19 protein-coding genes and 2 tRNA genes are annotated in these 26,185 nt (G+C 37.7%); 14 read left to right on the top strand and 7 right to left on the bottom strand.

What is annotated here, in order from left to right:
* Positions 1-46 precede the first annotated feature (46 nt).
* From BTO11_RS11860 to BTO11_RS11850, 3 genes are read left to right on the top strand one after another with little or no spacing between them, the layout of a single operon-like run.
* The gene (locus BTO11_RS11860; protein WP_105052802.1) at positions 47-5,029 is read left to right on the top strand and encodes an AAA domain-containing protein; all 4,983 of its coding nucleotides are present in this window, start codon (positions 47-49) and stop codon (positions 5,027-5,029) included.
* Positions 5,030-5,034: 5 nt separating this feature from the next.
* Positions 5,035-6,432, top strand: coding sequence for a hypothetical protein (locus BTO11_RS11855; RefSeq protein ID WP_105052801.1), 1,398 nt, complete (start codon positions 5,035-5,037; stop codon positions 6,430-6,432).
* Between the two features lie 17 nt (positions 6,433-6,449).
* Positions 6,450-6,650, top strand: coding sequence for a hypothetical protein (locus tag BTO11_RS11850; protein WP_105052800.1), 201 nt, complete (start codon positions 6,450-6,452; stop codon positions 6,648-6,650).
* 532 nt (positions 6,651-7,182) lie between these two features.
* Here BTO11_RS11850 and BTO11_RS11840 read toward each other — a convergent pair.
* Positions 7,183-7,259: transfer RNA gene (locus BTO11_RS11840), tRNA-Val, on the bottom strand.
* A 207-nt stretch (positions 7,260-7,466) separates the two neighbouring features.
* On the opposite strand from BTO11_RS11840, the gene BTO11_RS11835 reads away from it, so the two are divergent.
* The 3 genes from BTO11_RS11835 to BTO11_RS11825 all read left to right on the top strand — a co-directional run bounded on the left by BTO11_RS11835 (position 7,467) and on the right by BTO11_RS11825 (position 11,228).
* Positions 7,467-8,096 (top strand): TetR/AcrR family transcriptional regulator, encoded by a 630-nt coding sequence (locus BTO11_RS11835; RefSeq protein WP_105052799.1) that lies wholly within the window; start codon positions 7,467-7,469, stop codon positions 8,094-8,096.
* The gene (gene nagZ / locus BTO11_RS11830) at positions 8,093-9,145 is read left to right on the top strand and encodes a beta-N-acetylhexosaminidase (RefSeq protein ID WP_105052798.1); all 1,053 of its coding nucleotides are present in this window, start codon (positions 8,093-8,095) and stop codon (positions 9,143-9,145) included. Before BTO11_RS11835 ends, nagZ begins: the two co-directional genes overlap by 4 nt.
* 160 nt (positions 9,146-9,305) lie before the next feature.
* On the top strand, positions 9,306-11,228 hold the full coding sequence (locus BTO11_RS11825) for a propionyl-CoA synthetase (protein WP_268245085.1): 1,923 nt from the start codon (positions 9,306-9,308) through the stop codon (positions 11,226-11,228).
* A 131-nt stretch (positions 11,229-11,359) separates the two neighbouring features.
* On the opposite strand, the gene fldA is transcribed toward BTO11_RS11825, so the two are convergent.
* From fldA to BTO11_RS11805, 4 genes are all read right to left on the bottom strand, one after another.
* Positions 11,360-11,884, bottom strand: a complete 525-nt coding sequence (gene fldA / locus BTO11_RS11820) for a flavodoxin FldA (RefSeq protein WP_105052796.1) — start codon at positions 11,882-11,884, stop codon at positions 11,360-11,362.
* A 12-nt stretch (positions 11,885-11,896) separates the two neighbouring features.
* Positions 11,897-12,172, bottom strand: a complete 276-nt coding sequence (gene ybfE / locus BTO11_RS11815; RefSeq protein WP_105052795.1) for a LexA regulated protein — start codon at positions 12,170-12,172, stop codon at positions 11,897-11,899.
* A complete protein-coding gene (locus BTO11_RS11810; protein ID WP_105052794.1) occupies positions 12,172-12,393 on the bottom strand; it encodes a DUF2788 domain-containing protein in 222 nt (73 codons plus the stop codon). The genes ybfE and BTO11_RS11810 overlap by 1 nt, the downstream gene beginning before the upstream one ends.
* A gap of 148 nt (positions 12,394-12,541) precedes the next feature.
* The gene (locus tag BTO11_RS11805) at positions 12,542-13,306 is read right to left on the bottom strand and encodes an alpha/beta fold hydrolase (protein ID WP_105052793.1); all 765 of its coding nucleotides are present in this window, start codon (positions 13,304-13,306) and stop codon (positions 12,542-12,544) included.
* Positions 13,307-13,542: 236 nt separating this feature from the next.
* Here BTO11_RS11805 and seqA point away from each other — a divergent pair, with 236 nt between their 5' ends.
* From seqA to BTO11_RS11770, 7 genes are all read left to right on the top strand, one after another.
* Positions 13,543-14,127: a replication initiation negative regulator SeqA gene (gene seqA / locus BTO11_RS11800; protein WP_105052792.1), complete on the top strand. Its 585-nt coding sequence runs from the start codon at positions 13,543-13,545 to the stop codon at positions 14,125-14,127.
* A 39-nt stretch (positions 14,128-14,166) separates the two neighbouring features.
* A complete protein-coding gene (gene pgm, locus BTO11_RS11795) occupies positions 14,167-15,822 on the top strand; it encodes a phosphoglucomutase (alpha-D-glucose-1,6-bisphosphate-dependent) (RefSeq protein WP_105052791.1) in 1,656 nt (551 codons plus the stop codon).
* A 161-nt stretch (positions 15,823-15,983) separates the two neighbouring features.
* Complete coding sequence (gene astE, locus BTO11_RS11790; protein ID WP_105052790.1) at positions 15,984-17,024, top strand: succinylglutamate desuccinylase; 1,041 nt, start codon at positions 15,984-15,986, stop codon at positions 17,022-17,024.
* A gap of 375 nt (positions 17,025-17,399) precedes the next feature.
* Complete coding sequence (locus BTO11_RS11785; protein ID WP_105053751.1) at positions 17,400-18,605, top strand: thiamine pyrophosphate-dependent dehydrogenase E1 component subunit alpha; 1,206 nt, start codon at positions 17,400-17,402, stop codon at positions 18,603-18,605.
* Complete coding sequence (locus tag BTO11_RS11780; protein WP_105052789.1) at positions 18,605-19,582, top strand: alpha-ketoacid dehydrogenase subunit beta; 978 nt, start codon at positions 18,605-18,607, stop codon at positions 19,580-19,582. The genes BTO11_RS11785 and BTO11_RS11780 overlap by 1 nt, the downstream gene beginning before the upstream one ends.
* 16 nt (positions 19,583-19,598) lie before the next feature.
* A complete protein-coding gene (locus tag BTO11_RS11775) occupies positions 19,599-21,263 on the top strand; it encodes a dihydrolipoyllysine-residue acetyltransferase (protein WP_105052788.1) in 1,665 nt (554 codons plus the stop codon).
* 190 nt (positions 21,264-21,453) lie between these two features.
* On the top strand, positions 21,454-23,337 hold the full coding sequence (locus tag BTO11_RS11770; protein ID WP_105052787.1) for a protein kinase family protein: 1,884 nt from the start codon (positions 21,454-21,456) through the stop codon (positions 23,335-23,337).
* A gap of 10 nt (positions 23,338-23,347) precedes the next feature.
* Here BTO11_RS11770 and BTO11_RS11765 read toward each other — a convergent pair whose 3' ends face one another.
* Positions 23,348-24,994: a tetratricopeptide repeat-containing response regulator gene (locus BTO11_RS11765; protein WP_105052786.1), complete on the bottom strand. Its 1,647-nt coding sequence runs from the start codon at positions 24,992-24,994 to the stop codon at positions 23,348-23,350.
* Between the two features lie 228 nt (positions 24,995-25,222).
* Positions 25,223-25,307, bottom strand: a tRNA-Tyr gene (locus tag BTO11_RS11760).
* A 191-nt stretch (positions 25,308-25,498) separates the two neighbouring features.
* Between BTO11_RS11760 and BTO11_RS11755 the strand changes: the two genes are divergently transcribed.
* Positions 25,499-26,098 carry a VC2046/SO_2500 family protein gene (locus tag BTO11_RS11755; protein ID WP_105052785.1) on the top strand — a complete coding sequence of 200 codons (600 nt, stop codon included), beginning with the start codon at positions 25,499-25,501 and terminating at the stop codon, positions 26,096-26,098.
* Positions 26,099-26,185: the final 87 nt, after the last annotated feature.

Here is a 26,185-nt window from a genome sequence, read left to right as displayed (position 1 = left end):
TAATACAATTTAATAAATTATTATAATAACAATTAAGAAGTAAAATATGGATATCAAATATTGGCAAGGCGGCCTTGAACGCCATGAAGTAGACGCAATCGAAAAAATTAAAAATGTTCTATCAGATCCTAAAGATAAGCCAAGTAAAGCTAAGACTCACGGCCAAGGATTTGATGCTCTTAAAGTATTAAAAAAACCTTTTAATAGTGGCTGGAAAGGTTATGCAGGTTTTCGCTTTGTTAATAAAAATAAGCAAGGTGAGATTGATTTACTGATTGTTACACATTGCAATATTTTAATTATAGAGTTGAAAGATTGGAATGGGCTACCGATAACTTCAAATCAAGGGAAATGGTTCTTTGGAAATAACGACAGAGGTAAGTCGCCGCTTGAAGTAACCCGGAATAAAAAACACCTATTAGAACAGTTACTAAATCAAAAACCTTTAAAGGGAAAGTTTAGTAATGTCGGATATGCTCCGCGTGTATATTTTTTAGTGGTAATGACAGGCACAAGTGATTTTTCAAAATTACCAAAAAAGGAACTTGCAGACACTATTAGTTTAAATGACTTTTGTAAGCTATGTGTCAATGAGCATGACTTTGATAAACGCTTTACTCCTCACTCTAATTCGAAAGTCTTACTGAACGATGTTCATTTAATAGAGAAACAGTTATTAAATGATAACAAGGTTGAGTCAAAACCCTTATCGGTAGATGGTTGGGTAGGCCAAGAAGAAATATTTAAGCACCCAACTGAAATCTATTCTGAGTTTTATGCACAGAGTGAATCGGATAAAAACGATCGCGCTATTATCCGTCGTTGGGACTTTGACAAACTTTCGAATATTGAAGCAAAAACGCCCGGTGGACGTTTTAAAATAGTCTCACGAGAACGTGAAGTACTAACCAAAATTAAACGAGAGAACCGTGATTTATATGATCATTGTGTTTCTTCGTTAACCATTCCATCAAAAGACAAAATAACTTCTCAGTACAATGAGGTTGTTGAGCTTCCACTAGGGCAAGAACGTCTTAATGACTTTATTACTGCCTACGGAGAGAACCTGTCAATTGATGAACGAGTAAACTTAGTAAAGGTATTAGTTGCACGTTTTGCTGATTTACATGAACTGCACTTAGCTCACAGAGATATTGGTAGTCATAGTGTTTGGCTAAGCACTGGGCAACGTGTAGCGCTTTCTAATTTTATTTCTGCTTTTGAACGTAAGAAAGAAACCGTTGGTACAATTCGTGATGAATTATCGGTTTACGACCAAAAAGGTAACTTCCAAAGTCATTATCAATACGATGTATCACGCTTAGCGATAATTGCGTGGGCCATAATTAACGCTGAAAGATTAACACCTAAATTTGAACAAAATATTGCGAAGCAACTTATCGATAGTGACGAGTGGTTCACTTCTGTTCTTATAAATGCAGTTGAGGGCAAAGGATATGCTAACGCGGGAGAGTTGTTAGATGCCTTAGTTAAAAGTGAACCAAACCAAGAAGAACAATTTTCGTTTTCAAGTAAACAACTGGAACGATTTATTCAACATAGCAAAATTAGTCGTTTACACCCAGAAGTTGAGTTTATTTCTGAGACTGACTGTAAAGAAGTTTACAAGGCAGATACCGGTTTAGTAAAGGTATGGAATAACATTAACCCTTCAGAAATTAGTCCTGGACTTGGCCAACGAACATTGTTCTTTTTAGAGCGTGTCGAGAAACTACAGAGCCTTGACTTAAGTTTTGTACCAAAAGTTATCGACGTTGGTATAACTTCTCGTGATAGTGCTATGTACTTGGTGTCAGAGTGGATAGCGGGTTCTCCAATAGATCCTACTATAAGGCGAAGAGGTACTGAAGATGTTGTTAAAGCCTTAATCTCAAATGTAATGCATATGCATTCACTTGGCTTTTCACACGGAGACTTAAAGCTTGAAAATATTATTTTGGCAGACACTGGCGACGTTTTTATTATTGACGTTTTAGATTTTCATCATGATGCTGAAGATGTTTATAATTCTGAATATAGCCCTGTAAATATTGAAAATAGCTCAGCATTTGAACGTGATAATTATGCCGTAATGAAAATATGTGCAGAACTATTACACATTGAATGGAACCAAGAAAATACTAACCATCCAGCGATTAGCGCTGCAATTATTGAAGAATTAAAAGATGCTGATTATGGCTTTAAAGAGTTAACACGCTTTAAAGACGCGGTTGATAACCCCGCACAAAGTATAGAAGCGACTATCGAAACGATAAGTATTGAAATTGGTAGCCGGGATGATTTTGAGCCATTAACAATATATCCAGATAACGGTAAGTTGTATGTGTCGATAGAAGAGAGCCGAAATAAACCCTCAGGATTAGTTATTAGCTTTTGTGGAATAGGTGGTATTCAAAAGCTATTTTTCGATAAAGTAGGCTTTGAGTTTGATCATGGTATGAGCCCACTTATTAGGGACAGTGTTTCGAGACGGGAAGTTGACAATGCCGACTTTGAAGTGCCTTTTGCAATTCATATTAAACAAGGACGGGCGAGTCAATTAGGGAGTTTAAATCGCCGGATTAAACAACTTTACAGCTTTGAAAATGCTATTAAACAATTTGAGCTTAAACGTAAAGAAGCGAATAAATCTTTATTTGAAAATGTTGAAAGCAGTGAAAACTCTGAGCGTAATGTTGTTACCGAATTACTATCACCTGCTGAAATTAACACCCCTGAAACTACTGTTGAACCTATTTCTACGCGAGATCTGTGGCAAGCCATTATCCAAACAGAATCTGAATCACATCCCTATGTAGAGCTTACCGGTGAAGCAATGCAACATAAGGATAACAAAGACGTAATTGTCCTTCCTTATGAAGCTGATAAAGATCCACTTGATGCCTTTACCGCAAAGGATGAGGTTGAGGCTATTATTGTCGATGGAGAAAATGAGTTTCTTATTGGACAAGTAAATCTAGCAAGATCTGGACTGAATAAAGTAACCTTTTCACGTTATGCTAGTCGTGTTCATAGACTTAAAGAAGAGGATATTATTTACTTTAGAAGTAAAGCTGATAAATCTTCATTTAATAAGCGTAAAAATGCATTAACTCGACTTATTGAGAAAGACTCTGTTATCGAAAACTTAGTTGATTACTTTGATCCTGATTGCCTGCACGATCCTATTGACTATGGTCATACAGTCACCGAAGAAGATTTTGACCGTTATAATCGAAAAGATGATAATGGTAATATTATTAAACTTAATGACAAACAACGAATAGCGTTTCAAAAATTACTGAACTTTGGGCCACTTTCAATGCTACAAGGTCCTCCAGGAACGGGTAAAACAGAATTTATTGCCGCTTTTGTTCATTACTTAGTCGAAAAATTAGGTACTCAGCGGATATTATTGGTAAGTCAGTCACACGAAGCGGTAAATACGGCTGCAGAGAGAATTCGTAAGCATTGTAGTCGTCACAAAACCCCTCTTGATGTCGTTAGATTTAGTAGTCGCGATTCAGCCGTATCAAACTCACTACAAGATGTACTTTCAAGTAATATTGTCAGCCAAAAAGCGGAGCAATTTTCTACACAACTAAAATTTAGAGTGATGGCATTAGCTAAGTCATTAAAAGCGCCTAAGGATTATTTAGAAGCTTTTCTTGAATTAGATAAGCGAGTGTTATCGACTATTGACGAGCAGCTTAACGCATTAACTAAACTGGATGATAAAGAATTAGAAGGTAAACAAAAAAAAGAGCTTAAAAAACGAATTGGTGAACGAAAGTCATTACTGAATGGTCGCTTACCAATGGAAGCTCAAACAAATAAAGATTGGCATGATGATTTAAGTGCTGTTGGTGACACTTTAATAAAAAATTTAAACCATGAATACGCAATAGAACCTCATATTGCTAACAGTGTAAAGCGTCTAATTGAACTATCGAAAGATATGCTAAGAGTCATGAATTCAGGCAATGCAAATCTCGATGAATTTTTAGCTCGATCTCGCCAATTGGTCGCAGGTACTTGCGTAGGTATTGGCAATTGGCATATTGATATAGCGAGTAACCAATATGACTGGGTCATTATTGATGAAGCTGCGCGATCAATTGCCAGTGAATTAGCAATAGCAATGCAGGTAGGTAAAAGAGTTTTACTGGTTGGTGATCACAAGCAACTTCCGCCTTTGTATTCAGAGCCACATAAAAAGGCACTTGCCAGAAAATTAGGAATTAAATCGAGTAGTGATATAGATGAGCTTATTGAAAGTGATTTTGCTCGGGCTTTTAATTCTCATTATGGTGAGCAAATAGGAGCGAAGTTATTAGTGCAATATCGTATGGCTCCACCAATAGGCACTTTGGTTTCACAATGTTTTTATCAAGGTGAACTAGAAAACGGCGAGCGTATCATTCCTGATATTTATACCAATATTCCTAAGCAATTAGTAGCCCCTGCAACTTGGTTAGATACCTCCTCATTAGGCAAAAAGGCACATCATCAGAAAGGCTCGGGTACCAGTATCTTTAACGATGCAGAAGCTGATGCCATTATAGATTTACTTCTGAGTATTGATGAAGATGCTGATTTGGTTAATTCACTATACAAACAAGTTAAAGAGGGAGAAGCCGCTATAGGCGTTATTTGTATGTACGGTGAACAGAAAAAACGTATTCGACAAAAAGTTAAAAAGGCTGGGATTTCAGAGGCACTTACTGCTTTGTTAAAAATTGATACGGTGGATAGTTACCAAGGTAAAGAAAACCGTATTATCATTTTATCGGTTACTCGTTCTGAACATAAACAAAGCCCTGGTTTTTTACGGTTACCCAATCGAATTAATGTAGCACTGTCACGCGCTATGGACCGTCTTGTTATTGTTGGAGATAAACGGATGTGGCAGGGGAAAAATAGTAATTTACCGTTTGGTAATGTTATTAAGTTTATGGAAGAAAATAACAATACAGGCCAATACGCCTTCCTGAACGTATTGACTAATAACCATAAAAAGGCGGTTTAATTATTATGAAAAATCATTACATTGAATTTAATGAAGTGGATTATATTATTCCTGCTGAAACATATAGCATTGAATATTCATATTTGAGTAAGCAGGGTTTTCCTTTTACAAAAGAATTTCTACTTCGTGCTTTGTATATATCGCCACTATCTAAGTTTGAATTGGCTTCTTTTTTTGGTTTTAACCAAAGGGAGCTTAATGTTGCAATAGAAGAGCCCATTAATAAAAGTGAAGTGTCGTACCTAGAAGATGGTAGGTTATGCCTCACGGCTTTAGCAAAAGGGTATTTTTCATCTTTAGAAGATAAACCCATGGTAGAGAAACCTCAATCGAGAACGTCGCAAGTAACTTTTGAGTTAGCAGGGTTTAATAAAGTCACTAATCAACATAGTGGCTGGAACATGGGGTTAAGACTCGACGTTAATCATGAAGTCCAAAGCATGAGTGAACAGCATGCTAGAAAAATGTTTGCAAAGCATTTTCAACGTTTTGTTGAGTCAGGGGAGTTAGGGAAATTAAAAACACATGATAACTCGTTACCAAGCCTTTATTCTGTAGATGCAGTTACACGAAAGCGAACTATTGCGCATAGGATAAAGAGAAAATTTGAAATAGATTTTGATAATAAGATTAAACCTTTCTATGTAAATAAAACATATGAGAATGACGACGAGATTAGTCAGGCTATCTCTAAAGATACAGATAGCCTTCGATTAGGGAATAATACCGGAAACATTAAACAAGCTTGGGATGCTTTTGAAGATATGTCGGTTGCTCGTTTTATAAAGACTGACGATATTGATTTTCGGGGAATGATTGCTGAAATGGGAACAACTACGGGCAATAAGCCTTATGAACTTCTCATAGGTCCTCTTTATGGTAATCAACCGTGGACGAAAATAGAGCAATTATTGAAGCAGTTAAAACCGACAAAGCAACAAGCTAAAATAAAAGAGCTAAGTTGGGTAGGCGCTAATACGCGATATTGGGGCATAAGTGAAAGCTTCAATAAATCAAAAGAAAGTCTGTTGGCATATCAAAAAAGTGCTAAAGGTAATAACTACCAATTGGCTATGTATTTACCATGCGATGATCAATATAAAGCTAAAGAAAAAGCTATTCGGGAATGGAAGCAAAAGCTTGGTAATTTATCTTCATGCGAAGGTGTTTTAAATGGATTGTTTGACGGTAGTGTTGAAGTGATTTTATTGGAAAATGAGTTTGCTGCGGTTAGTTACCATATTTCAATGCCAGACTTAAGCCCAGTGCATATCCCTTTAGGATTTTTCACTAAAGATAAACAGTTAGTGCAACGTATTTCAAATGTAGTTACTAACTTTCTTAAAGGCTCTGTTGCGCACGATAAACCTAACTTAATTGGTTCTTTAAACACTAATAGATAATTAGCAGAGACTGTAATATGAAATTCACTGAGGCTAAATTAGAACAAGCGATTATTGAGCTGTCTGGCGAACAAGGTTATCCGCACTTAAATGGCGGACAAGTTGTTAAAGAAAGTTTATTTGCTAAGGAATCAGAACCGCAGCTTCAACCTGAATTAGCGATTGTGGCAGAGGGTAACATTGAGTACGCTATTAGCTCAACTGGTCAAAATATTTAACGCATTAATCGAATGGCTACGGGCGCTAAGCTTATTCCATACGGTATTTTCTATGTTAATGGGTTGCCGCTAGTCGTATTTGAATTTAAAAGCGCTATGCACGACAAAGCTCCAATATTTGAAGCCTTTTAACAATTAACGATTCGTTATCGTCCTGATATTCATCAGTTATTTGTATTTAACACCTTGTGTATGATCAGCTATGGCGTTAATAATAAAATGGACAAACCATTGCTCAGTTGAATTTGTACTGATTACTGAAAAACAACAAAAGTGTTTTATTGATTTAGTGAAACGTTTAAAAGCAACTTATGACGTCTGCTGAGGAAGTGAGCATATTAATAATGATGAACGTAATCTTAGCTATTCGCTCTATTGTTTATAAACTCACTAAAGATGTAGCACCTGTTACTTAAAATATGAATGCTATAAAGTACGTAAAATGATTCCAGATGCATTTATAATTGGTGGTATCAATTGATTTTTGCTTGGTGTTTTTTGAATTTAGGATAACGTAAGTGCTTGAGGAAATTGGTACAACCGAGTGGATTCGAACCACCGACCCCTACCATGTCAAGGTAGTGCTCTAACCAACTGAGCTACGGTTGTATTGTTTTGTAGAGTTAAAGCACTGGATGTGTTTTAACGGCGGCTATCTTATGTATCAGGCCGTTAAAATGCAAGGCGTTTTTTGACAGAATTCACTGATTGAATAATTAGTGTACGTTTATCACAATCCTTTTGAAATGATAATTGTATTTAACGGTTATGTTTATTAGTCTTAAACAATCGTTTAAAACAGAACCCTCACTTTATATGACCAACAAGAGTAGTACCAAAGATAAAATCTTAGATGCGGCTGAACATTTATTTGCAATAACCGGTTTTGCCGAAACCTCTATGCGTCAAATAACCAGTAAGGCAAATGTTAATTTAGCGTCGGTTAATTACCACTTTGGTTCTAAAAAAGATTTGATACAAGCGGTAATGGACAGATACCTGTCTCAGTTTTTACCTCAGTTGTTAACTGAGATTAAACAGCTAAGTCAAACCCAGCCGGATTACTCAATTACTCAACTGTGCAGCTGCTTTAAACAACCTTTGTTAGACTTGGAAAAAATCAATACTCACGGCTCAGTGTACTTTTTACAAATGTTAGGAAGAGGGTATGTGGATTACCAAGGACATTTACGCGTTTTCATTACGGACAAATATGGTTCTGCGTTAACGCAAGTTCAACAAGCGTTTCATAAAACCAAACCTGAACTCACACCTGCGGATTTATTCTGGCGTTTACATTTTATTTTAGGTACTTCGGTTTTTACTTTGGCGGCTTCGCATGCCTTGTCAGATATATCCAACAAAGACTTTCATCAGAAAATGAACACTGAACAGATCATTGATGAACTATTACCATTTTTAGCAGCAGGATTTATAAACTCATGATCAACCAATCTAGCGTTATGATGGACTTAGAAGGCACAGTGTTAGCTGAAGACGAAAAAGTCATGTTAGCAAGTCCACTCGTGGGCGGCTTAATTCTATTTAGTCGTAACTTTGACAACTCGAAACAACTAACTCAATTAATCAAAGATGTACGCCAAGCAGCAAAACAACCAATTGTTATTGCCGTTGATAACGAGGGCGGCCGAGTTCAACGTTTTAAAACTGACGGTTTTACCCCAATTCCAGCAATGGGAAAACTGGCTCCTTTTTTTGAAAAAGCGGTTGCAGCAAAAGGTGAAGTCGCTGTTGATAAAACTGAAACCGTGAGCGAGTTAGCTTGGTTGTTAGCCTCTGAATGTTTTGCTCATGGTATTGATGTGTCGTTTTCACCCGTATTAGATTTAGAACGTGGTTCAGATGTTATTGGTGATCGGTCATTTAATTCTGATATTAAGCTGGCAACTGAGTTAGCTACCTATTGGTGTGATGGATTAGCCGATGCAGGCATGGCTTGTATTGGTAAACATTTCCCAGGACACGGCAGCACCAAAGAAGATACTCACGTAGCGGCGCCTGTTGATACGCGTTCGTTTGCTGAGTTGGAACAAAACGACATGGCGATTTTCAAAACTATGATCGCCAACAATAAACTACAAGGCATGATGCCAGCACATATTCGTTTTAGTGCGGTCGACGACAATCCGGTTGGTTACAGTGAGTATTGGTTACAAACGGTTCTTAAGCAAAAACTGGGCTTTAACGGCGTTATTTTTAGTGACGACTTATCTATGGTTGGTGCCGGCGAACATTTGTCTTATGCAGAAAAAGCGTTAAAGGCGGTGACGGCAGGTTGTGACATGGTACTCATATGTAACGACAAGAATGCCGTTAAACAGGTATTAAGCGAACTGCAACACAAAGTCACTGACAAGCAATCTAACGCGTTAAGTTTATTATCTAACACACATATTGATTTAGATGAATTACAAGCCTCCAAGCGTTGGAGAAACGCCGTAAATTTAGCTCAAGCCATTAATCAACCGCGATAAAAAGTAAATAACAACCTATCTAAAGCCATCACCGCCATTAACGGTTAAGAATTGTGATGGCGTTAAATGCTATTAGGGCGTTTGTACAACCTCAATCTTGGCTAGTATTTAGACTAATTGTCGACAATATAGCCAAAGGTCTAATATAAGCTTGGTAATAATTTCTTTATCCTTAAACCATAAAAAGTGTAAGGATAAAACCATGAGTTATAAAACCCAGTACAGTCACTCCAAAACCAACCCAATGGAATATTGGCAAGAAAAATCCAAGCTAATCGACTGGTATCAAGCACCTAATAATATTCTTAGCCAAGATAAAGACGACTTTTATCACTGGTATGCCGATGGTTCACTTAACACTTCTTACTTGGCTCTAGATCTTCATGTCAATGAAGGCCGTGGTGATCAAATTGCATTGATTTATGACTCTCCAGTGACTAACACCAAAGAACAATACACTTATTCAGAATTGAAAATACTGGTTGCTAAGTTTGCCGATGTATTAGCTTCACAGGGCGTAACCAAAGGCGATAGGGTATTAATTTATATGCCGATGATCCCACAAGCCGCTATAGCTATGTTAGCTACAGCAAGGCTTGGTGCTATTCATTCTGTGGTTTTTGGTGGTTTTGCTCCCCATGAGCTGGCCGTTAGAATTGACGATGCCACACCAAAGGTTGTGGTTACCGCCAGTTGCGGTGTTGAAATCGAAAAAGTAATTCCATACAAACCTATGATTGATAAAGCATTTGAAGATGCTAATTATAAACCTGACACCTGTATTGTTTTTCAAAGAGACGTACTTAACGCTGATTTAATCCCGCAAAGAGATGTTGACTGGCAAACTGCGATGGCAACCGCCGAAGAACACGCGCCGGTTCCGGTACTTGGCACTGACCCGTTATACATACTTTATACATCTGGCACTACTGGAAAACCTAAAGGTGTGGTTAGAGAAAACGGCGGACATGCGGTTGCGATGAAATACTCCATGGATGTTATTTATGGCATGAAACCCGGTGACGTATTTTGGGCTGCATCGGATGTGGGTTGGGTAGTAGGGCATTCTTATATTGTTTATGGGCCATTAATTAGCGGCTGCACAACCATTTTATATGAAGGTAAACCCATTAAAACACCAGACGCTGGCACTTTTTGGCGTGTGTGTGAAGAGTATAAAGTTAATGCTTTGTTTTCTGCGCCAACGGCTTTTAGGGCTATCTGTAAAGAAGATCCTAATGGGGCTGAAATATCCAAGTATGACTTGTCGGCGTTAAAGCGTTTATATCTTGCTGGAGAACGTTTAGACCCAGCTACATACCACTGGCTAAAAGACATTACCCATTTACCTGTAATTGATCATTGGTGGCAAACTGAGACTGGTTGGGCGATTGCTGGAATTCCAGTCGGCATAGAAATGCTTGAGCCAAAAGAAGGTGCTGCTGGTGTTGCTATACCTGGTTTCCAGGTAGAAATATTAGATCATGATGGCAATGCCGTAAAACAAGGTGAGTCTGGTTATATTGCAATAAAGCTGCCTTTACCTCCGGGTTGTTTGCCCACTATTTGGAACAATCCAGAACGCTTTAAAACTGGTTATTTAACCAGTTTCCCTGGTTATTATGTTACGGGGGATGGCGGCTTTATCGATAAAGACGATTATCTGTTTATTATGGGTCGTACGGACGATGTTATAAATGTGGCAGGTCACCGATTATCTACGGGGGAAATGGAGGAAGTTATCTCTAATCATAAAGATGTGGCTGAATGTGCGGTTATTGGTATTAAGTGCGAATTAAAAGGGCAAGTACCTTTGGCGCTTATTGTATTGAAAAATGGTGTTGATGAAACATCACATATCCATAACAATCTTAAAGAATTAATTCGTGAGCAAATAGGCGCGATTGCCTCATTAAAAGAAGTGTTAACGGTGGATAGATTGCCAAAAACTCGTTCAGGCAAAATACTAAGGAAAGTAATGCGCCAAATGGTGGATGGTGAAGAGGTTCAAGTTCCATCAACAATAGATGATATGAGTATTTTGGATGAACTAAAAGTTGGATTTGGCTCACTCATATCTTAATTATTATCTTTTAATAGGCCGTTTTAAACAGGCACAAAAAAGGGCAGTTAAAAACTGCCCTTATCTATTACTGATTAAATCTTAGTGAAATAAGCCGCTGTTAATAAGCGGTTATATCTGGATGTTTTAGCTTACGCTAATTCAGCCAAACACATTTCTTCAGAGATTTGATCACACCATTGTTTAACACGTTTTTCTGTTAACTCTGGTTGTCTGTCTTCGTCGATACCTAAACCAACAAAGTGATTTTCGTCAGCTAAACCTTTAGAAGCAACAAAGTCGTAACCTTCTGTAGACCATTGGCCCATAACAATTGCGCCTTTAGCTTCAGCGATATCTCTTACCATGCCCATAGCATCTAAGAAATATTCAGCGTAATCTTCCTGGTCTCCACAACCGAAAATAGCAACTAACTTACCGTCAAAGTCGATTTCTTCTAGTTCAGGAAAAAAGTCATCCCAATCACATTGCGCTTCGCCGTAGTACCAAGTTGGAATACCGAATAACAATAAGTCATATTCAGCAATTTCTTCTTTTGTGCTTTTAGCTATGTCATGAACATCAACTAAACTTTTACCTAGTTGTTTCTGGATTAGTTTTGCAACATGTTCAGTGTTTCCAGTATCGCTACCGAAATAAATGCCTACACTAGCCATTTGGATAACCTTCTATAAATTTTCTAATGAATTGTTGATTAATTCTGCTAAAAGTTCACTACGGCTTAAGCCTTTTTCAGCAGCGAGCACAGAGGCTTTATCGTACATTTCTCTGTGTAACTTAATTTCTACTCGTTTTAGACCATTTTGCTTGTCGCGTATTAACTGATTTTTTTTGTTAATTCGCATTTGTTGTTCACGACTATAAGGTGAACTCTTTGGTCTGCCACGTTGTTTGTCTGTAGCAAATAAATCTATGGTTGCTCTATCGACAGTTACTTTTGCCATTATGCTAACCCGTTCATTTCCCAGTACACTTGAATAAGGCCTTTAGCCACAAATCCAAAACAGCCCAAAAATAAAACCAGCCAAACAAATACTTTTCCGTACATAGGCACGTCGCCTTTATTAAGTACGTCTTTAATTGCCATACCGATGAAAAAAAAGATACCAGCAAAAAATAAATTCAAGCCAATAATTTCAACTATATCGTATTGCTCTGGCGTCATAGAGATTCTCTATCTATTGTTTTTCGTTTTCTATAATACTAATAACTAAATAGTATTACCTTGATCTGGATCTGAATATTAAATAAAAATTAATTATCTTACCCAAACGGCGCAGGAGTGTAGCAAATCTATCCTTGCAATTCAGCAACTATGCTAAAAAATCTCGACATATTTTCACAAAAGCGGTGGCTTTTTCAGCATGTAGCCAATGACCTGCATTTTGTATTACTTTTACATTCACATTTGCAAAGCGCGAAACTATCTGGGGTTTATGCTCTGGCAATACATAATTGGAGTTTCCACCGACAATAAATAACGTAGGACCTGGGAAACTAAGCTCTGAATTACCTTTTATTAAATTGTCGTAATTTTGTTGTAATACTTGTAAGTCAAAACGCCAGCGCCAACCTGTTGCTGGTTTTTCGGCTCGAGTTAAACTCTTTAACAAAAATCCTCTTACGCCTGCATCATCAATATATTGAGTTAAGGTTTCATTTGCTTGCTGACGATTTTCTAATGTAACTAGATTAATCTCATTTAAACCTTGGATAATATTATCGTGTCTACGTGTGTATTGAACGGGTGCTATGTCGGCAACAATTAAACGGTCAACTCTTGAATTGTCTAACAAAGCAATTTCCATGGCTATTTTTCCGCCAAGGGAATGACCCAGTAAACTAAACTGGTTTAAACCTTGTTCATCTGCAAATTGAAGAACCGCTTGCGCCATTGTCGTTAAGGTTAAAGGGCTTGGAGTGGTAGAGTCACCGTGAGCTGGTGCGTCTATCAGATATACTTTACATTGATCAGACAGTGCTTTAGCTATTTGTTTTAGGTTGTCAGATGTACCAAATAAACCGTGAATGATGATTAAAGGCTTACCTTGACCTAAGACTTGATACGATATTGTCATGTGTATTCCTGCAGTAAACTAAATTAAGTGACGAAAAGTGTGACGAAAGATCACGGAAATTCAAATTAACTATTCTATCTAGACCCGAAGTAAGGTATTTTCTTATAGTGTGTAACAATATGCAATTGAACACTGATATAATAACCGAATATACCAATGATTTTGTTATATTTAGTTATTAAAATTCAATCTCCATTTTCTCAAACTTTTAGATCCAAACTGTGTAAATCCAAATTATGAAAAATATTCAAATCGAAGAAGACTTATACCATTACATAGCATCACAAACTCAGAATATCGGCGAAAGTGCCTCTGAGATCCTTAGGCGTTTATTATTAGGTGATGCTAATGCACCTACGCCTGAAGTACCTGACGCTATTATTCTACCAGCGGTACAGCAAACATCAGAACGTGTTCAGGAACAAGCTCCTGAAGTCGTTACTAAATCAACGCCTGAGCGAGTAACAGAGCCAGAAGTTGAAGAAGGTTCTGTGTTTAACTTTATTAATCAAGAAGAAGTCACCACACAAAAAGGTGCAGTTGGCCGATTCTTATTTTTATTATCTGCATTACATCGTGCTCACCCAGCAAGCTTCACTAAAGTATTAGAAGTGAAAGGGCGTGAACGTGATTACTTTGCAACAAGTTCACAAGAGCTTGAAGCACATGGCAGCAGTATTAAGCCTAAAGAAATTCCAGATAGTTCGTTTTGGGTTGTAACTAATAACAATACCCCTAGAAAGAAACTAATTATTAATGGCGCAGCCTTGGCTCTTGGTTATACACCAGAACAAGCTGAGAAATTAAGAGACTATATTTAATCTAAAATATTTAGTGAATATATTTTTAAGGAAGATAACGTGGCAAATCATCCAAATGCTGGCAAACCAGCACAAAAATCAGATTTAATAAACGTACCTAGATTAATGTCTAGTTATTATCTAAACGAGCCTGACATTGTAAAATACCCAGAGCAAAAAGTTGCTTTTGGTACGTCAGGTCACAGAGGTAGTGCATTAAAAACCACTTTCAATGAATCACATATTTTAGCCGTGACTCAAGCTATCTGTGATTATCGTAAAAAGATGCATTATGAAGGTCCGTTATTTCTAGGTTTTGATACCCATGCGTTATCGGAAGCAGCGTATAGTTCTGCGATAGAAGTATTAGTGGCAAATGAAGTAGAAACAATAGTGCAAACGGGCAGAGGGTTTACCCCAACGCCGGTTATTTCACATTTGATCATTCAATATAATCAAGAACATCCATCGTTTTTATCGGATGGGATCATTATTACGCCGTCACATAATCCACCGGAAGATGGCGGGATTAAATACAATCCGCCTCATGGTGGACCGGCAGACAGTGATGTAACCAATTGGATCCAAGACAGAGCCAATAAACTACTTATTGAAGACTTAGCCGACGTACAAATTTATCCATTTTCACAAGCATTGAAAACGGGCTACGTAAAAGAACAAAACTTTATTGAGCAATACGTTAACGCGCTTAATACCGTTATTGATTTTGATGCTATCAAAAATGCGGGCGTTAAATTAGGTGTCGACCCATTAGGCGGTGCTGGTATTGAATACTGGCCTGTGATCAAAGAAACCTATGGAATTGACCTAACACTCGTTAATGACAATCTTGATCCAACCTTTGGTTTTATGACCTTAGATAAAGACGGAAAAATCCGCATGGATTGTTCTTCTGAATCTGCCATGGCAAGTTTAATCAGCATAAAAGATGATTTTGATATTTCTGTTGCCAACGACCCAGATTACGATCGTCACGGCATAGTGACTAAAACTCACGGTTTAATGAATCCAAATCACTATTTAGCAGTTTGTATTGATTATTTAAGCAAACATAGACCAGATTGGGATCCAACGTTAAAAATTGGTAAAACCCTTGTTAGTACCTCATTGATTGACCGTGTTGCAGCGGCAAACAATAAAGACGTATTAGAGGTTCCCGTTGGCTTTAAATGGTTTGTGGACGGTTTAACCAATCATCATATTATGTTTGGTGGCGAAGAAAGTGCAGGCGCGAGTTTCTTAACCAAATCAGGCGATGTATGGACCACAGATAAAGACGGTATTATTTTGGCCTTGTTAGCCGCCGAAATATTAGCAGTGACAGGTAAGAATCCATCACAGTATTACGATGAATTAACTGAGTTACATGGCAAGCCAATTTATAAACGTATTGATGCACCGGCAAATCCTGAGCAAAAGTCAGTATTAAGTAATTTAGAACCGGCTGATATTACCTCGACTGAACTTGCTGGTGAAAAAATAGAAGCTATTTTGACTGAAGCACCTGGTAATGGCGCGTCAATCGGTGGCCTGAAAGTGGTTACTAAAAATGGTTGGTTTGCAGCAAGACCATCGGGTACTGAGAATATCTATAAAATATATATGGAAAGTTTCTCTGGCGAAAAACATCTTGCGGCGATCGAAAAAGAAGCACAAGCAATTGTGTCTCAAGCGTTTACCTCTGCAGGGTTATAGTAGTACCTGCAAGGATTAGTGCTTTTCAGTGCTAACTGTAAACAAAGAAAGCCATCTATAATATGATGGCTTTTTTTTATTCTGCGTTTGTAACATATTTAAAATATAAATATGGCAAAATGCAGTACTCGTAGCAAACTTAGTTAATAGCAGTAGAGTTTATGAACACAATACCAAACAATGACTTTTTATCCTTAACTCGTGAAAATGAACACCAGTTAACGCCTTTTACCCTAGATCATGAACAGTGTGTCGTTGAAATATGGGACACAGGAGTGATCTACTTTTGCCCAAAAAATATAAACAGTTCTCGTAAAAAAGCCATTGTGCTATCCAGCGCTATTCATGGTAACGAAACCGCTCCAATTGAAATATGTAATGACATCATTACTGGTTTGTTAACCAATACAATCAACTTAATCCATCCAACCTTATTTATATACGGTAATCCAGCGTCGATTAATATTGGTGAGCGTTTTGTTGAAGAGAATTTAAACCGTTTATTCAGCGGTATGCAAAAAGGCAAAACACCTTTAGCACGCAATGAAAATAAAGAACAAATAAGAGCAGCAAAGCTAGAAGACTTTGTGAGCCAGTTTTACCAAAAGCATATCAATGCAGAACGTACTCATTATGACTTGCATACGGCCATTAGAGACTCAGCACACGAGAAGTTTGCGGTATATCCATTTATCCACGGTAAGCCGTGGAGTAAAGAACAGTTTGAAATAGTAAAAAGTATGGGCGTAACGACATTTTTGCTAATGCAAAAACCAGCGACCACATTCAGTTATTACTCTTCCAATGTACATGACGCTAGTTCATTTACTATCGAGCTTGGCAAAGTAAGACCATTTGGCGAAAACGACCAAACTAAATTTGCAGCAACTAAAGCAACATTGATTAACTTAATTGGTGGTGTTGAAGTGGATACCGCCAAGTTTGACTCAAGCGCGTATCAATTTATGTCGGTACACAAAGAGGTGGTTAAGCATAACGAGTCGTTCAAATTAACCTTTGCTGATGACGTTGCTAACTTCACCGCGTTTAACCAAGGTGATGTGTTTGCTACAGAAGATAGTAATGATATTAAGGCCGATCAAAACGGAGAAGCAATCGTATTCCCTAATGCACATGTTGCCAATGGACAAAGAGCGTTACTCACCGTTGTTCCTACTAATATTGAAGATAATCTGATTTAACTGCGCTTGTAAAAACCAGTAACTTACGCAGTAATGTAAAGCCCCTAATTTATTTAAATTAGGGGCTTTTTTATTTAAATTGTAAACATCTAGCTTTATGAATTAATACCTTTAAAACCAAAGTGGCAATTATTCTGAACACTTTCCATTTCTAAACTATTTACTCTAAATTTCTACTAAATTGAAATGCCTGTTACCTAAGGGTAGAGTCGGGCTCAGTATGGTTTATAACCATGATATACAATAAAAAAATACGATAACAATAATAAAAATCACAATAATAATATTCAGCACATGGACCTTATCTTGTCGGTCGAATATCAAAACATGCTGCCTGAAAATAGGAGTACTTTATCAATGGGTAAACTGAACAATATAGATAATCCCAACAACATAAATTCAAGCGATACACTGTCGCTTGAGTTTGTTTCCGAACATGCATTATCTATCCCTTCGTTTAAGATGTTGGATGCAAGCGGTAAAATGTACAAAGGCGCGATGAAATCCACCATGGATAAAAAAACGGCTCTTCGTATTTATGCAACCATGCGCTTTGTAAGAGTACTCGATGAACGTATGTTAGCGGCACAACGTCAAGGTCGTATTAGTTTTTATATGCAGTGCCTTGGTGAAGAAGCCGCCGTTACAGCAAGTGCAGCAGCGCTTGAAGACAAAGACATGATTTTTGCTCAATACCGTGAACAAGCTGCTTTAGCGTATCGTGGCTTTTCCCTTGAAAATTTTATGAACCAAAATTTCTCAAATGAAAAAGACTTAGGTAAAGGCCGTCAAATGCCTATTCACTATGGTTCTAAAGAATTAAATTATATGACCATATCTTCTCCGCTTGGCACTCAGATACCACAAGCTACAGGTTACGCTTACGGACAAAAGTTAGACGGTGAGGGCGCCTGCTCTATTTGTTACTTTGGTGAAGGTGCCGCATCAGAAGGCGACTTCCATGCAGGACTGAATATGGCGGCAGTACATAAAGCGCCAGTTTTGTTTTTTGCTCGTAACAACGGCTATGCAATCTCAACTCCGGCAAGTGAACAGTTTAAAGGCGACGGTATTGCTTGTCGTGGTGTTGGTTACGGCATGAAAGCAATTCGTGTCGACGGTGTTGATGCTTTAGCCGTTTATGAAGCGGTAAAAATGGCTCGTGATTATGCGGTTACTAATAATGAACCTGTGTTAATAGAATCTATCGCTTATAGATTAGCAGCCCATTCGAGCTCAGATGATCCAAGCGGTTATCGTTCTAAAGATGAAGAAGAAAATTTCCGTGAAAACTGTCCAATCGCGCGTTTTAAATCTTACTTATTGAAACAAGGTTGGTTAGACGAAGCTCAAGACGAAAAAGCCAAAGATGAAATACGCCAACAAGTATTAGATGCGCTTAAAACATCTGAGAAAATAGAAGTTCCAGCACTGGAAGAACTTGTTACCGATGTTTATGAACAAGTGCCACCGCACTTACAGCGTCAATACGAGCAACTTAAGCAACATATAATTAAATACCCAGAAGCCTATCCTGCGACGGCTGCAAGAATAGTATCAAATACACAGGAGGCTAAATAATGGCTAAAATGAATATGTTACAAGCCATCAACTCTGCGCTTAGCATTGCCATGGAAGAGAACAAACGTTCTTGTGTATTTGGAGAAGACGTTGGTCATTTTGGTGGTGTGTTTAGAGCAACAAGTGGTTTACAGGAAAAGTTTGGTAAGGAACGTGTATTCAATACACCTTTGGTAGAGCAAGGCATTATGGGATTTGCTAATGGTTTAGCGGCCTTAGGTTATACCACTATTGCGGAAATTCAATTTGCCGATTATATCTTTCCGGCGTTTGACCAAATAGTTAATGAAACCGCTAAATTCCGCTATCGTTCAGGTAACGAATTTAACGTAGGAAATTTAGTTATTCGTACGCCTTATGGCGGCGGTATTGCTGGAGGTTTATACCATTCACAATCTCCCGAAGCTTACTTTGCTCACACTCCAGGTTTACAGCTGGTATTTCCACGTAATGCCTATCAGGCAAAAGGGCTGTTAACCTCATGTATTGAGTCTAACGACCCAGTGATTTTCTTTGAACCCAAACGACTTTACCGTGCTTCTGTTGGCGAAGTACCAGAAGAAAAGTATTCAATTCCGTTGGGCAAAGCTGAAGTGGTAAAACAAGGTTCAGACATCTCCTTATTAGCCTGGGGTGCACAGGTTGAGATAATAGAAAAAGCAGCAGCTATGGCAGAACAAGAAGGTATTTCTTGTGAAATCATTGACTTACGAACGGTGTTACCTTGGGATGTAGAAACGGTCGTTAATTCAGTACTGAAAACAGGTCGTTTGATCGTGTCACAAGAAGCGCCAGTGACCGCTGGTTTTGCGTCTGAAATTAGTGCAACTATCCAGCAAGAATGCTTTTTACATCTTGAGTCTCCAATCGACCGAGTGTGTGGATTAGACACGCCGTATCCGTTAGCCCATGAAAAAGAATATATGGCCGATCACCTAAAAGTTTACGAAGCCATCAAGCGCTCTGTTAATTACTAGCCAAGAGGAATTTATAATGAGTAAAGATTTTATATTGCCTGATATTGGCGAAGGTATTGTTGAATGTGAAGTGGTTGAATGGCTTGTTGCTGAAGGTGACGAGATTAAAGAGGATCAACCGGTTTGTGATGTAATGACAGACAAAGCTTTAGTACAAATTCCGGCGATGAGTGATGGCGTGATCACTAAGTTATATTATAAAAAAGGTGACATTGCGCAAGTACACGCGCCTTTGTTTGCGGTGTCTTCAGCTCAAGAAGCACAACAAGAATCAACACCATCACAAGGTGTTGTTGAACAGATCATGGACAAAACACCGATTTCACCAACTAATTTAGTTATCCATGAAGACTTTCTATTACCGGATATTGGTGAGGGAATTGTTGAATGTGAAGTGGTTGAGTGGTTGGTTGTTGAAGGTGAAAAAGTAAAAGAAGACCAGGCTATTTGTGATGTGATGACAGATAAGGCATTGGTACAAATACCGTCTAAATCTGACGGTATTATTCATAAACTTTATTATAAAAAAGGCGATGTCGCCGAAGTTCACAAACCACTATTTGCTATAGCACTTGATAGCTCATCATCAAGTAATACAGCGGCTTTAGATAATATAACCAACGGTCAGTTAACTGACAAGACAAGTGGTCACTTAGAAAGTGTTGAGATGAAACAGGATCCTAGTAAGGTTTCTCAAAACACCGACAAGGATCATTCAGATCCTGCCATTAGCAATGTTGTACAAATTGCTACAGCGACAAATAAAGCGGTGGCGTCACCTGCGGTTAGACGATTAGCTCGTGAAATGAATTTAGATATTCGTACAGTCAATGGTTCGGGGGTGAAAGGCAGAGTATATAAGCAAGACTTGATAGCCCATACAAAATCTCAACCGGCATTTGTTGCAGCGTCTGTTATACATTCACAGGGCGAGACGGAAATACAAGTTAAACCAAATACTCAACAGGTTCACGGTTCATCTTATGTTGAGCCAATTAAAGGCATTAAAGCGGTCATGGCAAAAGCCATGCAAAATTCAGTTTCAACGATTCCGCACTTTACCTTTTCAGATGAAATAGATTTAACCGAGCTGGTAAAACTGCGTAAACAGTTAAAACCTGATTATGAACAGCAAGGCATTAAATTAACTATGATGCCGTTTTTCATGAAGGCCATGTCAATGGCGCTAAAACAATTCCCAGTCTTAAATTCGCAACCAAATGAAGACTGTACCGAGTTAACCTATTTTAACGATCATAATATAGGGATGGCCGTTGACTCTAAAATTGGCTTATTGGTGCCTAATATCAAATCCTGTCAAAACAAGAGTATTAAAGACATTGCCATTGCCGTAATGGAAATGACTGAATTAGCCAGAGAAGGTCGTTTACCACCAGATAAATTAAAAGGTGGGACTATCTCAATTTCTAATATTGGTGCATTAGGCGGAACAACAGCGACGCCTATTATTAATAAACCAGAAGTGGCGATTGTCGCATTAGGAAAAATGCAGACCTTACCGAGGTTTGACGACAAAGGTGAAGTACAAGCTCGTCAGTTAATGCAAGTAAGTTGGTCTGGCGATCATCGTGTTATTGATGGTGGCACAATTGCCCGATTTAATAACCTTTGGACCCAATATTTACAAAACCCAAGCTCAATGTTTATGGATATGATTTAAAACAATTCTGAGCTTTGTTTTGCTTGGCCGTGCTTAAATTGGATAAACCTTAATGAGCTTTTGTAATTAAACGTGTTGATGTTGAAATGCCCAGTTGTGTAAAAATAGCTGGGCATTTTTTTTCTAAGTAATTCAAGACAAAGAAAAACAATTAATGCCATACTTAAAATCTAGATTATTAAGGTAATACATAGCGTTGGAATCAAATTTAAAAAACTTTTACATCGCCGATGAACAATCTATTTACTTGTTGTCAGCCAATGACGCCAAGAAACTAAGAGATTGGGTTGAGCTATGTAAAACTCAGCTGCAAAAGATGGGGTATTCTCAAGTAGAAATGCTAGGAAAAGGCGCTTATGGTTTTGTCTTTGTTGGTACAGACAAAAACCAAACTGAACGGGTATTTAAATTTTCTCGTATTACCTTACCGCAAAACGTTAGAGAGCGGTTAGAAGAAGAAGGTTACATGTTGAACCTACTTTCCCACCCTAATATTCCTGGTTTTATCGCATTTGAGAATATTAAAAAACAAGGCATTTTGGTCATGCAGCGTGGCCAGGGAATTGACCTACACGAATTATCTAAACTACGAGGTCGTTTACCAGTAAATACAGTGGTGAAAATTGCCATTCAGTTAGCCAACATTATTAAATATTTACGACAGTTCACTATGTTAAGTGTCAATGGCCAGTATGAAACTAAACCTATCGTACATGGTGATATCAAACCGTCTAACTTAATGTGGGATGAGCAAAGCGAAGTGTTATCGTTAATAGACTGGGGCTCTTGCGTATTTGCCCAGTTAGATGAAAATGCCCAACCGATAGCCAATAACGTAATGGAATTGATGTCGGCCGACATGCAAAACACCAATGCACGTTTAGGGGATGTTTATTTTATTGGAGATGATCAGCTTAACGGCGGTTTATCGAATTCACGATTTGATGAGCAAGGCGCAGCAGCGACTTTATATGCGATAGCATCAAACCAGAACTGTCGGTACGGCTACAATGCAATACCTCCATCATCGTTAGGATTACCAAAAGCCTTTGCTCAAACACTGACTCATTTACTGAGTGACGATACAAAAGCTAATGTAGAAGACAATATAAAAAACGTACAAGCAAAACAAAAAGCTGGCGACCAGTTTATTCAACATGTTCAGCAAATGGAAAGTTGGTTTTTACCTGAACTCAAACTACAACCTGAGTCAGCTTATATCCCAATATGGAATAAACGTTCTGAGAGTAAGTTAGATACTGTTGTGTACTCGTCACGTAAATCATTTTTACGCCAGCAGGGTATTCATAGTGACTTGCACAGTATTAAAGATGCTCAGCTAGATAAGTATTACAAAAACTACTTACAAGGCATGGGAGACAATGAGAAGGCGTTTGTTGCTGCGGTAAGTCGGTTAAGCGAATTTCCAATCGTTGGGGGCTTTGCTATTCATTGGTTGCCAGATGGTATGTACGTCGACTCCAACCTTAATTTATTTGATGATGTGTATCGTAAAAGCGTAACCGAAACCGTAAATAACATTATTGATATTGCACGGGCATTAGATTTACGCGATGGCACGTTTAAAAGCTGTTTGTTTGATGCTAAAAATACCATTCATGTGGAGCGTAAAAATGAACAAGAGCATTTTGAGCTAAAACAAATACCGTCTATTCCCTTTGAAGTGACACATGTTCCGCAGATGGAAGAAGGTAAACACCATTCCTACTTTGAAGATGGTGACGACCCAGATGAACGTTTGCAATTGCCGAAACAAATCATGACTCACATAGTCGCGTTAAACGAAATTCGTCATACCGGCTGCATTATTTTTGAAGTATTACCTAAGCACCTTAAAATCCACAATTACTATAACTTGTTAGATAAAACTAAAGTGACTGAGTTTGAATTTCATCTTAAAGGGATTTTAACTAACCTAAAATACATCAATGGCATTGGTGTCTCTGGTTTTATGAAGTTGCCATACAAAGACGCTAAAATGTTTGCCTACCAAGACTGCCGAGCTGAGTTATTTTATCCACAAAACCCAAAGTTATTTATTCAAAATGACTAAAGCGGGGCAATTATTTGTCTAATGATAATACGCCGTTAAACTGATCTTTTAAGTCGACTGCGCGCTTTTGGTGGGCTTTACCTATTGGCATTCCGTCGATGATTTTAAATACGCCTTTACAACGGTCTATATAAGTCCATTTTAGCTTAGTATTCATTTTCATAAGCTCAATCAGTACTTGGGCTAAGTTTAACGCGCTGCCTGTATTCATAGGTGCGATAACCAATGATTTTTCAAACAAGCTACAGGCTTCTTGATAATCACCATCGGTGAAAGCTTCAATGCCTTTTTCATTTAATAGTTTGACGCTTTTTATTTGATCTTTAGCCATCTCTTGTGCGTCAGCTATCATCGCCTTAGTAAAGTCGTCTAATTCGATTTGTAATTCTTTTATCTGGTTTACATATTCCAGTGCATTATCAAATTCACCAATTTTTAACATTAATGAAATGCTATCGGCTAATAAGTCCGTTGGCAGTTGATAATCTGTGGTGTTGAACTTACTGGTGAGCTGAGAAAAGGACTTTTTGGCTTTTAGGTTTAATCCGTTAACTGAGTCCAGTCGGGCTAAACACATTTGCTCAAAATCTTCTTGTTCTAGGTCGGTAAACGAAGCGCTGTCACGTTTTGATTGTTGTAATACATGTAAAGCATGTTGATTAAACTTACGCTTTTTCTTGTCATCATCTTCTAGGTCAACAATATCAATGATATTTCTAATGTGATTTAGCAAATGGCGATAATCTTTCTTAAAAGAATGAGAGGTTAAGTCAACTACTTGATTACAGGCTTTGATTGAAGATTCAAAGTCATTGTTTAATTTGGCAACGGCACTTAATTTATATTGGCGCGGAACAGAAAAAGGGGACTTTTCGATACCAGAGCGAACCCAATCATAAGCTTGCTCAATATCGCCTTTAGCCAGATAACAGTCGGTGATCACGTCATAAGCTTCAAGATTCATCTTACTTTGTAATACCGCTTCTTTGGCAAACTTAATGGCGGCTAAGTACTTTTTCTCTTGTTTGAGTATTTTAGATTTAAAGATCAACGCCCAATTCAAACGCTTCTTCTCTAAAAATTCATCTAGGTATTCGCTTAATTGAGTGTATTGTTCCAACTCAAATAGAACCTGAGCCTTATATTTGTTAGACGTTGCTTTGTATCTTGGGTAGTTTTCTAAAATGTCGTCGATAACAACAAGGGCATTTTCATAATCGTTCGCGTTCATACTGATGTAAAAGGGCACAAACACTTGTTTTTTCAACCAGGACTTAGCGACTCGTTGTAACAATAGGTTTTGAGAAAATGGTTTAACAATATAATCGTCTGGTAATACTTCTAAGGCACCAACCACTGTAGTTGCTTGGCTTTCACCTGTCACTAACAGACATATACTGGTGTCGGGGATTAATTTACGATCTTTAATTTCTTCAAACAATTGTCGGCCATTTCTACCGTCACCTAGATTGTAATCAATAAACAAGATGTCATATCGGTTTTGCCCACACTCAACAATTGCAGCTTCACCCGATTGGGCAACTGAAATTTTATCCACACCAAGATCTTTTAACATTCCACGAAGCATTATTTGAAATGGTTTCTGGTCGTCAATTATGAGTATGTTTTTACCGCTAAAAATACTTTTTGAACGCAAAGTCTACTACTTAAATATAAGTTATCTATGACCATTCTTGTAATATTACAGATAAATACAAGTGTTATTTTAAATTAATTATTTATAACGAGTCAGTTTAAATAAATTGAACGCTGTTTTTGAGGTAGTGATGCCCGTATATAAAGCTTAAGCGAGCAACTCCAAAATATTAGAGCCTAAGATCAAAAAAGCCGATGTTAATTGCTTAACATCGGCTTATCGAATAAGTGGTGGAGGGAGATGGATTCGAACCATCGAAGGCTGAGCCGTCAGATTTACAGTCTGATCCCTTTGGCCACTCGGGAACCCCTCCACTTGAGGTTGGGCATATTACCTATTTATTTTTTTCTGTAAACAAAAAAATCACATTTTTTGTTTAACTGCTGATTTTATATCCAGAAGGCATAAAAAATGATTAAAACAGCTAAATATTAGATCACAACTTACTAAAGTTTTTTGCTTAACAGCCGATTATGTATTCAGACACATAAAAAAGACGTTGTAATGCAAACCGAATTTAATGAAACAGTTATAAAACCAATTAATGCCATACGGGAATCTTCTGTATATTCTGGCATTCAAAATTCGGTTCAAACTAAAGACGCGTCTACCTTTAGTTTACTTTTAGCTATGGTCACTAAGGATGCATTAGAGTTAGATGAATTTCATTTACCCCGCAATAAACCGTTAAAAACGGTATCTGACTTAGAAAAAACATTTCACGTGGTACCGCAAAAATTAATTGAGAAACCCAACAACGAACAAGATTTATTACTGAACGAATTAGTAAAAACAGGTAATAGAGAAAGTCTTACGTTGTTTCTTAATTTACATCCTCAAGCTTTTATCACCACCAATGATGATATTAAGACAACGGGTAACTTACCTCAGCAAGTTTATAATAATTTAGATATCAACCAGCAAGCTAAGTTATATCAAGATATTCAAAGACAAACGCATATCAATGAAGAACCTATTAAAGACAATGCAAAAAATATCACAACTGCAAAGCCTACTGAAATAGAGAAAGGATATGTAGAGATGGATATCGATTCTTGGTTTAGCGCTTTAGAGCAATCAAGAACTTTCAATAAAGTCGCTTAGTCCTTATTTGTTGTTAACGTCATTCGACTCTGCGCTTATTTATACACAAACATTCCACTATAAATTAGGTTTTTCATATTAACGCTC

It is taken from the genome of Psychrosphaera saromensis (assembly GCF_002954545.1).
GTDB classification, from domain to species: domain Bacteria; phylum Pseudomonadota; class Gammaproteobacteria; order Enterobacterales; family Alteromonadaceae; genus Psychrosphaera; species Psychrosphaera saromensis.
This window is presented reverse-complemented; position numbering and strand designations above follow the sequence as displayed.

Excerpts from the sequence above, each read along its gene's own strand:
- BTO11_RS11860 (WP_105052802.1), top strand. The coding sequence starts at position 47 with ATGGATATCAAATATTGGCAAGGCGGCCTTGAACGCCATGAAGTAGAC.
- BTO11_RS11855 (WP_105052801.1), top strand. The coding sequence starts at position 5,035 with ATGAAAAATCATTACATTGAATTTAATGAAGTGGATTATATTATTCCT.
- BTO11_RS11850 (WP_105052800.1), top strand. The coding sequence starts at position 6,450 with ATGAAATTCACTGAGGCTAAATTAGAACAAGCGATTATTGAGCTGTCT.
- BTO11_RS11835 (WP_105052799.1), top strand. The coding sequence starts at position 7,467 with ATGACCAACAAGAGTAGTACCAAAGATAAAATCTTAGATGCGGCTGAA.
- nagZ (WP_105052798.1), top strand. The coding sequence starts at position 8,093 with ATGATCAACCAATCTAGCGTTATGATGGACTTAGAAGGCACAGTGTTA.
- fldA (WP_105052796.1), bottom strand. The coding sequence starts at position 11,884 with ATGGCTAGTGTAGGCATTTATTTCGGTAGCGATACTGGAAACACTGAA.
- ybfE (WP_105052795.1), bottom strand. The coding sequence starts at position 12,172 with ATGGCAAAAGTAACTGTCGATAGAGCAACCATAGATTTATTTGCTACA.
- BTO11_RS11810 (WP_105052794.1), bottom strand. The coding sequence starts at position 12,393 with ATGACGCCAGAGCAATACGATATAGTTGAAATTATTGGCTTGAATTTA.
- BTO11_RS11805 (WP_105052793.1), bottom strand. The coding sequence starts at position 13,306 with ATGACAATATCGTATCAAGTCTTAGGTCAAGGTAAGCCTTTAATCATC.
- seqA (WP_105052792.1), top strand. The coding sequence starts at position 13,543 with ATGAAAAATATTCAAATCGAAGAAGACTTATACCATTACATAGCATCA.
- astE (WP_105052790.1), top strand. The coding sequence starts at position 15,984 with ATGAACACAATACCAAACAATGACTTTTTATCCTTAACTCGTGAAAAT.
- BTO11_RS11780 (WP_105052789.1), top strand. The coding sequence starts at position 18,605 with ATGGCTAAAATGAATATGTTACAAGCCATCAACTCTGCGCTTAGCATT.
- BTO11_RS11775 (WP_105052788.1), top strand. The coding sequence starts at position 19,599 with ATGAGTAAAGATTTTATATTGCCTGATATTGGCGAAGGTATTGTTGAA.
- BTO11_RS11755 (WP_105052785.1), top strand. The coding sequence starts at position 25,499 with ATGCAAACCGAATTTAATGAAACAGTTATAAAACCAATTAATGCCATA.